The organism is Oceaniglobus sp. K40-3 (assembly GCF_055808395.1).
Window position 1 is genome coordinate 94,962 of record NZ_JBVVRW010000006.1, and the last position, 9,187, is coordinate 104,148.

Genomic DNA, 9,187 nt, shown 5'->3' on the forward strand with positions numbered 1-9,187 from the left:
CTCGGACTCGTTCTCCCGATAGATGCGCAAGTCGGACAGCACTGCGAAAAAGGGTCAAGCTGAATGGACCAGATAATCGAAGCATTCACGACCGGGGCGGGCATGCTCTGGAAGGCGCTCTGGGCGCTCATCTTCGGGTATATCATCTCCGCAGGCATCCAGATTTTCGTGACACGGGATCAGATGGCGCGTGTTCTTGGCGACCGTGGTGCCAGGAAGGCAGGCATTGCCGGCTTCTTTGGGTTTGTGTCATCGTCCTGTTCCTTCGCGGCTCTTGCCGCGTCGCGTTCGATCCTCGTGAAGGGTGCGCATCCGGTCAATTCGATCGCCTTCCTGATTTCATCGACAAATCTGGTGATCGAGCTTGGAATCGTCCTTCTGGTCCTGCTGGGCTGGAAATTCATGGTGGCAAATTTCATGCTTGGCATCCTGATGACGATCTACGCCTATGCCCTCACCCTGATATGGCTTCCAAGGTCGTTTGTCGAAAGCGCAAAAGAGCATGCGGAGAAGGCCCAGTCCGACGAAGGTATGGACAGGGACCAGACCATGAAGGGTTCGTTCCGCGACAAACTGCTGTCCCGCGAAGGATGGGACCGGATCGCCCGCGCTTTCTTCATGGAATGGAAGATGGTCTGGAAGGAGATCCTCTTCGGCTTCACGGTCGCGGGTTTCATTTCCGTCTTTGTGCCGCAGAGCTTCTGGAACGCGATCTTTCTGGTCGGAGATGGCGGTGCGCAGGACGCGCCGGGCTTCCTGATCGTTCTTGAAAACGCGCTGGTGGCACCGGTCGTGGCCTTCTTCACCTTCATCGGGTCGATGGGCAATGTCCCCCTGGCTGCGATGCTCTGGTCGCGTGATGCGTCGTTCGGAGGCGTGATCGCCTTTCTCGGAGCCGATCTTGTTGCTGCCACGGTGATATGGGTGCACGCAAAATATTACGGCTGGCAGTATGCGCTCTATCTTTCAGGCTTGCTGTACCTGTGCATGGTCGCTGCGGGAATTACGGTGCATTACCTGTTCGCTCTCGTAGGGATGATCCCGACCGAGCGGCCTTCGCTTCAGGAAATGGTCCGGTTCAGCATCGATTACACGTTCTTCCTCAACCTGATCTTTCTTGTCATCGGGTCAGCACTGATCTGGCTTCACATCAGGAATGCCGAGGAAGACTAACCGATTGAGGCCAAGAATGGGAAGGTTCCCAGAAGCCAGTAGGCAAACCGGGACAATTGGCCGGTCATGATGGCAACGCCCATGATGATCATGGCGACGCCCGCGCCCTTGTAGAGCCAGCGACCGGCTTTGCCGATCTGTCTGACCCGTGCGGCGATGGCGTCGGTGAACAGCGCGGCCAGCAGGAACGGCACGCCCAGCCCTGCGGAATAGATCGACAACAGCCAGATGCCGTCCGACATACCGCCGGATGTCGAACTGAGCGTCAGGATTGCGCCGAGGATCGGCCCGATGCAGGGCGTCCATCCAAAGGCGAAGGCCAAGCCCAGGACGTAGGCTCCAAGCGGGCGACCCCCGGAATGTCGAGTGTGAAGCGGGTGTCACGCGAGAACGCTTCCAGACGGAAGGCACCCAGCATGACCAGTCCGAACAGGATGATGATCGCCCCGCCCAGATAGTTGAGCTCAGTGCGCCAAGTCAGCAGCAACGACCCGAGCGCGCTGGCCCCGGCCCCCAACGCGACAAAGACCGTGGAGAACCCCAGAACGAAGCAGGTGCTTAGGCCAAGTGCCCCGGCGCGTGCCCGCAGGCCGACCGATCGCGTCGTGCGCAAATCCGGCTGGCCTGCGATGTAGGAAACATAGCCCGGAACCAGTGGCAGGACGCAGGGTGACAGGAAGGAAATGGCCCCCGCCAGAAAGGCCGCGAAGATGCCGATGCCGGAAATATCCATCATGCTTTATGCTCGGCGCTGAAGGGTCGCGCCGCCCACCAGAAGGCAATCAGCGGGATTACGATCCATTGCAGCACGGGCGACAGCCCTGCATCGAGGACCGGAATGATCGGCATCAGGTCCGAATAGGCCCAAGCCGCGCGGATCACGATGTTGAGCCATTCGCTGAACAGCGTATATCCCAACCCGAACACCACCGTCAGGACGGTTACCGAGCGTCGCGTCGGAGCCACGAAGGGCCAGCCACGGCCGGTCAGCATCAAGGCAAGCACCAGCGCGCTCATGGCAATCAGGATGTCGCCACCCGTGCAATGAACCGCGGCGAAGACGATCTCACCCCAGGTGCCCTCGTTCCAGATCGTGTAGAGCGGCATATGGGCGAACTCCCAGATCAGATTGGCCGGGATGATTACCGAAAAATACCGACGTAGCGCTGTCAGGGATATTCCATCCGCCGAAGATGGCATGACGCCAGTCGCGGTGACACTCATTGAAACACCCCTGTCACCCGGTCCCACCAACTGCGTTCCCGGCGTCGATGCTGGGCATTGTTGATCAACTCGCTGACATAGAGGATCAGGTTCACATTCTTGAAATCCATGCCATGGAACTTTGCGGCGAACCGCCCGCCGATATCCACGACATGGGTGACCGCACCGTGCATCATCATGTCGCTGTCGGCGGTCGTGGTGAACTCGAGCCCATAGTCCCGCGCCACAAGGCGCGTCGCGTCGTCGCTCTGATCGGGCCGTTTGGTCAGAATGACCCAGTTGCTCGGATCGAGCCCATGCCGGTCCGCGTAGTCGCGCAGAACGTCCGGCGTGTCATTCACGGGATCGGTTGTGATCGAGATGAATTGCACCAGATCCCTCATCGGCCCGTCGTTGATCGAAGCCTGGACCGCCGCGATCTTTTCCGCATGGAGCGGGCAGATATCCGGGCAGTTGGCGTAGATGAAATGCAGGATGACGACCCTTTCGCTGAAATCCGCCAAGCGCACAGGATTGCCCTCCGCATTCAGCAACTCGAAATCCGGGGCCTGTGCCGCGTCGATGGCCTGGAAGTATGGCTCCATCTCGAACATCCGGGCATCCAGATTTTCACCCGGATGATCGGCGGAGGCCGGAAAGGCGATCGTGGCCGCAAATGTCGCCAAGGCGGCGCGCCGGGTCAGATAGACAATCAACTGCATCACCTTTCGGATTGATCGGGCTTGCCACCACCCGCATCGTCGCATTTCCCGCCGGACCCGCCCTTCATGCACAGACCGAGCCCGCACATCGCGGCACAGGGTGCCAGCGAAACCAAGACAGGCGCGAGACCGATCGCGGTGAGCCATCCCCAGTTCAGCGCCATGCCGCCGCCCATAACGGTTGCCGCACCGACGAACAGCAGTCGTCTGCGCGTCAACCACCGGGGCCAGTTGCCTGCGCTTTCGATGTCGGCGGCACCCGCATCGTTGGAAGATGATATGTCGGTCATCCGGAAAATCCTTCTGAAGTTTGAGTACTGGTCATTCTGATAACTGGGCGGTCAAGGGCGGGCGGCGCTCTTTCAGGGGCGCTTATTCGATAAAGCCTCGCAAGAAGGAGACCATCTCGGGATCATCCCATTCGGCCGGGCCGACCAGTCTCCCAAGCTCCCGCCCCTGCGCGTCGATCAGGATCGTTGTCGGCAGACCGACGGTGCGCAGCGCGGTCATCGACAGCATGGTCTTGTCGACATACATCTTGAGATTGTTGACACCGATCTCGTCGTAGAACCGCCGCACGACGGGCGACCCGGCCCTGTCGATGGACAGGGCGACAACCTCGAAACGGTCGCCGCCAAGTTCCGCCTGAAGTGCATCCAGCGTCGGCATCTCTTCCCGGCAGGGGACGCACCAGGTTGCCCAAACGTTCACGAGGATCACCTTGCCACGAAAATCCTCCATGTCCCCACGGCTGCCGTCCTCGGTCTCGTAGCGCACATTGATCACCGGCTGCGGCGTGTCGTGCAGTGCGAAGCCTTGCGGCCCGGCAAACGCCGTGCCGACGGACAATGCCCAGACGAGCAGCGCCGTTTTGAGATATTTCATGGCGTTGGCTCCTTGCCGGCTTGGGTTTTCAGATCACGGACGATCGGCAAAAGGGTTTCCTCCAGAATCGCTCGCGTGATGGGGCCGACATGGCGGTAGGCAATGGTGCCGTCGGAAGTGATGACATAGGTTTCAGGCACGCCGTAAACACCCCACTCGATTCCCGCACGTCCGTTTATGTCGGCCCCGATGCGGGTGTAGGGATCACCCAGTTCGTCTAGCCAGGCGCGCGCCTGTTCGGGCGGATCCTTGTAGTTGATCCCGTAGAGCGGCACTTCGCCCGTGGCGCTCAATTCCATGAATAGCGGATGTTCGGCGCGGCAGGGCACACACCACGAGGCAAAGACGTTCACCAGCGAAACATGGCCGATCAGGTCCTGCGTCGAAAGACCTTCCTCGCGGCCGAGCACCGGAGCGAGTGCAAACTCCGGTACAGGCTTGTCGATAAGCGCGGACGGCAGATCATCGCCCTCGCTGAAAAGCCCCCAGCCAAACAGGACCATAAGGGCCAAAGCCACGACGGGCACCAGCACAAAGCCGAGATTTCTCCGGCGGGGCGTGGGAACAGTCATATTGTCACGATAGCTGGTCATGGCTGTGCTTGCTGGTCCTCGCGGGTCCGCTCACTCTGAAAGGCACGTTCTTTGTCGGGCCAGGTGCTCTTGATGTAGTCGGCGATCGACGTGATTTCGTCATCTGTCAGTACGCCCTCATATCCGGGCATGTCGCTTTCATAACCGGCCCCGACAATCGCCGCCGGTCCGCGTTTCACGATGTCGAACAATACGCGGTCCGTATGATGCCAGGTATGACCCGACGCATCATGCGGCGGGGCAGGCAATCTGCCGTTCGGCAATCGGGTGCGCCAATCAGGCTGCCCCTCCAGGTTTGCGCCATGACAACTGGCACAATTCTCCTGATAGAGACGCTCGCCCATGCGCAAGTCGCTCTCCGCCGAAACGGGAGAGACCGTTGTGGCGAGCAAGACCGCGGCGAGCCTAATGGTGTTTTTCATGTCGCTTGTGCCTTCTTCTGGCTATCCAAATACAACGAGAGTGCGACTATCGATGCCACGACAAGCAGGACGCACGCCCCCAGACCAATCCCCATCGACAACAGGCCGTCGCCGTTGCTGTCGCCCTCATTCCGCATCTTGGCGCATTTCTATTTTCCGCTGTCCGAGCGGATGTATTTGACCAAGGCGATTGCCGCGAGCACCAGCACCGCCACGATGAGTAACCAAACCAGTCCCATCGCGATCATCATGCCGCCACCCATCATTCCACCATCCATCATCATGCACTTCATCCTTTGTTTTCCCTTGAAACCGGTCAGGCACGGGATCGCACCAGTCCGCGCAATTAATCATTCGACCGCATAGACGGTCGGGTTCACACCTTCTTCGACGGTGTAAATCTTGAACGGTTCCTGCTTCGCGCCCCCCATACCCGGCGATCCCAACGGCATGCCGGGAAGTGTCAGACCGGCAATGTCCAGGCGCTCATCAAGCAACTTGTTGACGACATCAATTGGCACATGACCGCTGACGACGTAGTCACCCAGAAAGGTCGTATGGCAGCCCTGGAAATCGTCCGGGATACCTGCATCACGGCTGATCTGAGCCAGATCATGGGTCGGCTTTACCTCGACCGTGAAGCCATTCTCGCGCAGGTAGTCCGCATAGCTCTCGCAGCATCCGCATTGCGGGTTCTTGTAGAGCGTGGCCTCTTGCGCTGCTGCAGGCGCGGCATTCAGGCTCATTGCAAGGACAGCGGCAGCACCTGCGGTGCCAAGACTGGCAAGTCCAATTAGTTTCTTCATCAGTTCTTTCCTTTCGTGGTGATCGTTACGTGAGATTGTTTCAGGTTTTGGTCGTGCCAGGATCGACACGTATGATGCCCATCATGCCGGCCGCCTGGTGTTCCAGGATGTGACAATGGAACATCCAGTCTCCCGGATTGTCCGCCACGAAGGCGATCTCGACCCGTTCCTCCGGTGCCATCAGGACGGTGTCCTGCCATTCGCGATGCCGTGTCGGTTGCCCGCTCCGTGTGATCACACGGAACGAATGTCCATGAAGATGCATCGGGTGATGCCACGCGGTGCGATTGTCCATCTGCAGCACATGCGACGTGCCCTGCGGCAGGACCAGCAATGGATCCATCATGTGCCCCGTTGCTGCTTTGCCGTTGATGAACCACATGTTGCCTTCGCGCATCTGCTCCATCATGGACCCCATGCCGCCGCCCATCATCATCTGCCCCATCATGCCGCCATTAAAGATGATCTGATGCCGCGTGGCAGCTTGCATATCGGGTTCGGCCAGCGGGTTGGGTGGCAGTTCCATCGACCAGTCCGGGACCGCGTCCCGTAACCGATCCGGCCCGTAGGCGAGATCGACCAGACGGTATTCCAGATCCCTGTAGAAGACATCGGTGATGGTCAGGCTCTCTCCGGGCTTGCCGGTCATATCAATCACCAAATCGACACGCATGGCCGGACCGACCACCACGATGTCATCGTCTGGTACATGAGGTGACACGGGTTGACCGTCCAGAGCGACCACGACCGGCGCAAGCCCCCCGAAATCCAGCCCGAATATCCGCGCGTTCGCTGCATTGACCAGCCGAAGGCGGATGCGTTCCCCGGATCGCACCGCGATACGGTCAGGGATCTGGCCGTTGATCGTCACGGAATTGCCGATACGACCGCCGTGCATCGTGTCGTGCCGGCTTCCGAAATCTGTCGCAATCTGTCCGTCGCCGGTCATCCGCCAGTCATCGAGCATCCAGGTCAAATCGCGATCCACGCGGATCGGGTCCGCCTCCTCGACGATCAGCGGCCCGTAAAGGCCGCGTCCGACCTGTTCCGAACTGCGCTGGTGCGGGTGATACCAGAATGTACCTGCGTCCAGCGCATCGAATTCGTAGAGAAACTCGCCACCGACCGGGATCGGGTCCTGTGTCAGGAACGGCACACCGTCCATCGCATTGGGTGTGCGAATGCCATGCCAGTGGACCGTCGTCCCTTCATTTAGCCCGTTCCGGGCCAGAACCCGAATTCGGTCTCCCTGCCGCACCCGGATCTCGGGGCCGGGGAGGGATCCGTTGTAGCTCCAGACGTCGGTAGGGCCGTAGGGTGCCGGTCGCAGGGCGGCTTGTCCGGCCGCAGCGCGTAGCAAGAATGGGTCCTCTGTCGGACCTGCCATCGCTACTCGTGCCGGTGACAGAGTGGATATGGCCGTGAAAGCGGCACCGGTGCGCAGCACGTGCCGTCGTGAAATCAGTCTGTTGAGGGTCATTACTTCTGCCTTGATCTGAAAGGGTCGCACTCAGCCAGCTTCGGCCAAGGCAACGGTCAGGCCCCGCAACAAGCGAGGCCGCTATCAGGTTCAGACAGGCAGCTTGGGAGGAAATGGATCAAGGGAGGGAACCGCGCCAATCGGGATCACAGGTCCCGCGACCGGGATGACAACACCGAAGGCCATCTCAAGCGTCATCGCTGACGTACGAGCTACGATACCGGCCGTAGTTCCCGCGCCACAAGGGACTGTACACCCACCCTCGCAGGTTATCCCGTCAGCAAATCCGATCGGATCGCATCCGCCGCAATGGTCGTCCCCGCTTTCAGCGCCCACCATCTGAGCCATTGCTGCCTCAGCCGCATTCGCTGCCGATACATCCGGCGCAACCACAGCACCGAAGCTCAATGCAAGAATCAAAATGAGGCGGAAAACGCAGATCATGCGATCCTTATGCAAGCTTCCAGTAGGGGGAGGTCAAGAAGTATCCCGTAACATAGGCGTGACATTGCCACGCGGGTACTCACTGATTGGCCAAAAGATGCCCGAGGTTGGTTTCGGGGGAAAATCTGAGGCGAGACTGCGGACTCATCCAAGGTCTGTTTCGGAGCCAGGCAACCACCCGCATCTTTTCATGCGGGTGGCTGCCCTTGTGTCAACTTGCGTCTTTGAATTCGGTGTATTCGCCGCGCACCTGGACAGTCACGGTTGCGGGCTGGCTGTCCCGATTCCGCCAGAACCATCCGTGTTCGCCGTCGAATGCCGCGATGATCTCGCCCTCGTCGCCCGTCGAACCGCGGCCCTTTTCATAGGTCACCGAATTGCCGCCGCCGTGGCCGTGCATGTCAAAATTCACCCGACCGCCATCGACCAGCATTCGGTATTCCACCGTCTGGCCCTCTTCCATGACCAGCTTCCACTCGGCACTGTCGCCGGGTGCAAGCGTAAAGGTGGTTTCGTCACGCCAGATTTCGGCCTCCTGTGCATATGCCGTGCCGACAAAAAGTCCAAAGATATCGTTCATAAGGCTCGACTGCTCTTCGGCTTCGATCTCCAACAGCCTGTCGGCTTCGGCCTCCTCCGCAAGCTGGGCTTTGATCTCACCCATCTCGCTCAGCCCGAGAACCCCGCCGATCCCGGTCGGGTCGATGTTGTATTCGGCAGGCAGCACGACGGTCACAAGGATCGCAACGGCGCTGGCCGCCGCAATGGCAGTGGAACGGATAAGCTGCGCGGAGCTGGGAAGCTCATCAAGGCTCGGTTTTTTTGCGTTAAACATTTTGGTCTCCTAAATTCTCAGGTGGCTACGAAGTAGCCGGTGATTTGCAGGCCCATGAGGATGAATCCCATGGACATCATGACGACGTTGGCGGTGTAGGCTTGGCGGAAGAAGCTTGGGGATTTCCGCCAGAAGCCCATGACGATGAGGATCACGGCAAGCGCCATGATCTGGCCAAGCTCGACGCCCACGTTGAACGCCAGAAGATTGGCCAGTAGGCCCTCTGACGCGATCTCGTAGTCTAGGATCTTCGTGGCCAGGCCCGTGCCGTGGAAGAAGCCGAAGATCAGCGTTGCGGCCTTGGTGTTCGGCTGGAACCCAAACCAGCGCTGATAAGCCCCGAGATTGTCGAGCGCCTTGTAGACGACCGAAAGGCCGATGATCGCGTCGATGATGTAGGCGTTGATGCCCCAGCCGAACCAGACACCGGCCAGCATCGTGGTCGAGTGCCCGAGGGCGAAGAGGCTGACATAGATGCCTACATCCTTCATCTTGTAGAGGAAGAAGACGACGCCGAGCAGGAACAGGATGTGATCGTATCCCGTGACCATGTGTTTGGCGCCGAGATACATGAAGGGGATGATGTTCACCCCCCAGATTTCCTGGATATAGCCTGCGTCACCT

General features: G+C 59.6%; 12 protein-coding genes and 1 pseudogene. 1 reads left to right on the forward strand and 12 read right to left on the reverse strand.

Going from position 1 to position 9,187, the window contains the following annotated elements:
• The first annotated feature begins 63 nt into the window (after nucleotides 1–63).
• Nucleotides 64–1,173 carry a permease gene (locus AC0L7P_RS23185; protein ID WP_007121398.1) on the forward strand — a complete coding sequence of 370 codons (1,110 nt, stop codon included), beginning with the start codon at nucleotides 64–66 and terminating at the stop codon, nucleotides 1,171–1,173.
• Here AC0L7P_RS23185 and AC0L7P_RS23190 read toward each other — a convergent pair.
• From AC0L7P_RS23190 to AC0L7P_RS23245, 12 genes and pseudogenes are all read right to left on the reverse strand, one after another.
• Nucleotides 1,170–1,909, reverse strand: a pseudogene (locus AC0L7P_RS23190) (cytochrome c biogenesis CcdA family protein). The gene AC0L7P_RS23185 and the pseudogene AC0L7P_RS23190 overlap by 4 nt on opposite strands.
• The gene (locus tag AC0L7P_RS23195) at nucleotides 1,906–2,397 is read right to left on the reverse strand and encodes a hypothetical protein (protein ID WP_007121400.1); all 492 of its coding nucleotides are present in this window, start codon (nucleotides 2,395–2,397) and stop codon (nucleotides 1,906–1,908) included. Before AC0L7P_RS23195 ends, AC0L7P_RS23190 begins: the two are co-directional and overlap by 4 nt.
• Nucleotides 2,394–3,098 (reverse strand): SCO family protein, encoded by a 705-nt coding sequence (locus tag AC0L7P_RS23200; RefSeq protein ID WP_007121401.1) that lies wholly within the window; start codon nucleotides 3,096–3,098, stop codon nucleotides 2,394–2,396. Before AC0L7P_RS23200 ends, AC0L7P_RS23195 begins: the two co-directional genes overlap by 4 nt.
• Nucleotides 3,098–3,388 carry a hypothetical protein gene (locus AC0L7P_RS23205; protein WP_007121402.1) on the reverse strand — a complete coding sequence of 97 codons (291 nt, stop codon included), beginning with the start codon at nucleotides 3,386–3,388 and terminating at the stop codon, nucleotides 3,098–3,100. Before AC0L7P_RS23205 ends, AC0L7P_RS23200 begins: the two co-directional genes overlap by 1 nt.
• 82 nt (nucleotides 3,389–3,470) lie before the next feature.
• Nucleotides 3,471–3,983 (reverse strand): TlpA family protein disulfide reductase, encoded by a 513-nt coding sequence (locus tag AC0L7P_RS23210; RefSeq protein WP_007121403.1) that lies wholly within the window; start codon nucleotides 3,981–3,983, stop codon nucleotides 3,471–3,473.
• Entirely contained in the window at nucleotides 3,980–4,576 is a 597-nt protein-coding gene (locus AC0L7P_RS23215) for a DsbE family thiol:disulfide interchange protein (protein WP_009820201.1), read from the reverse strand. Before AC0L7P_RS23215 ends, AC0L7P_RS23210 begins: the two co-directional genes overlap by 4 nt.
• Complete coding sequence (locus AC0L7P_RS23220; protein ID WP_473436403.1) at nucleotides 4,573–4,998, reverse strand: c-type cytochrome; 426 nt, start codon at nucleotides 4,996–4,998, stop codon at nucleotides 4,573–4,575. The genes AC0L7P_RS23215 and AC0L7P_RS23220 overlap by 4 nt, the downstream gene beginning before the upstream one ends.
• Before the next feature lie 149 nt (nucleotides 4,999–5,147).
• Nucleotides 5,148–5,282 (reverse strand): hypothetical protein, encoded by a 135-nt coding sequence (locus AC0L7P_RS23225; RefSeq protein ID WP_007121580.1) that lies wholly within the window; start codon nucleotides 5,280–5,282, stop codon nucleotides 5,148–5,150.
• A gap of 66 nt (nucleotides 5,283–5,348) precedes the next feature.
• Entirely contained in the window at nucleotides 5,349–5,804 is a 456-nt protein-coding gene (locus AC0L7P_RS23230) for a DUF411 domain-containing protein (protein ID WP_007121581.1), read from the reverse strand.
• A gap of 40 nt (nucleotides 5,805–5,844) precedes the next feature.
• Nucleotides 5,845–7,284, reverse strand: coding sequence for a multicopper oxidase family protein (locus tag AC0L7P_RS23235; RefSeq protein ID WP_243254689.1), 1,440 nt, complete (start codon nucleotides 7,282–7,284; stop codon nucleotides 5,845–5,847).
• Between the two features lie 655 nt (nucleotides 7,285–7,939).
• Nucleotides 7,940–8,563: a hypothetical protein gene (locus AC0L7P_RS23240; protein WP_007121517.1), complete on the reverse strand. Its 624-nt coding sequence runs from the start codon at nucleotides 8,561–8,563 to the stop codon at nucleotides 7,940–7,942.
• Between the two features lie 17 nt (nucleotides 8,564–8,580).
• On the reverse strand, nucleotides 8,581–9,187 hold a 607-nt coding region (locus AC0L7P_RS23245), incomplete at its 5' end, for a HupE/UreJ family protein (RefSeq protein WP_473436404.1).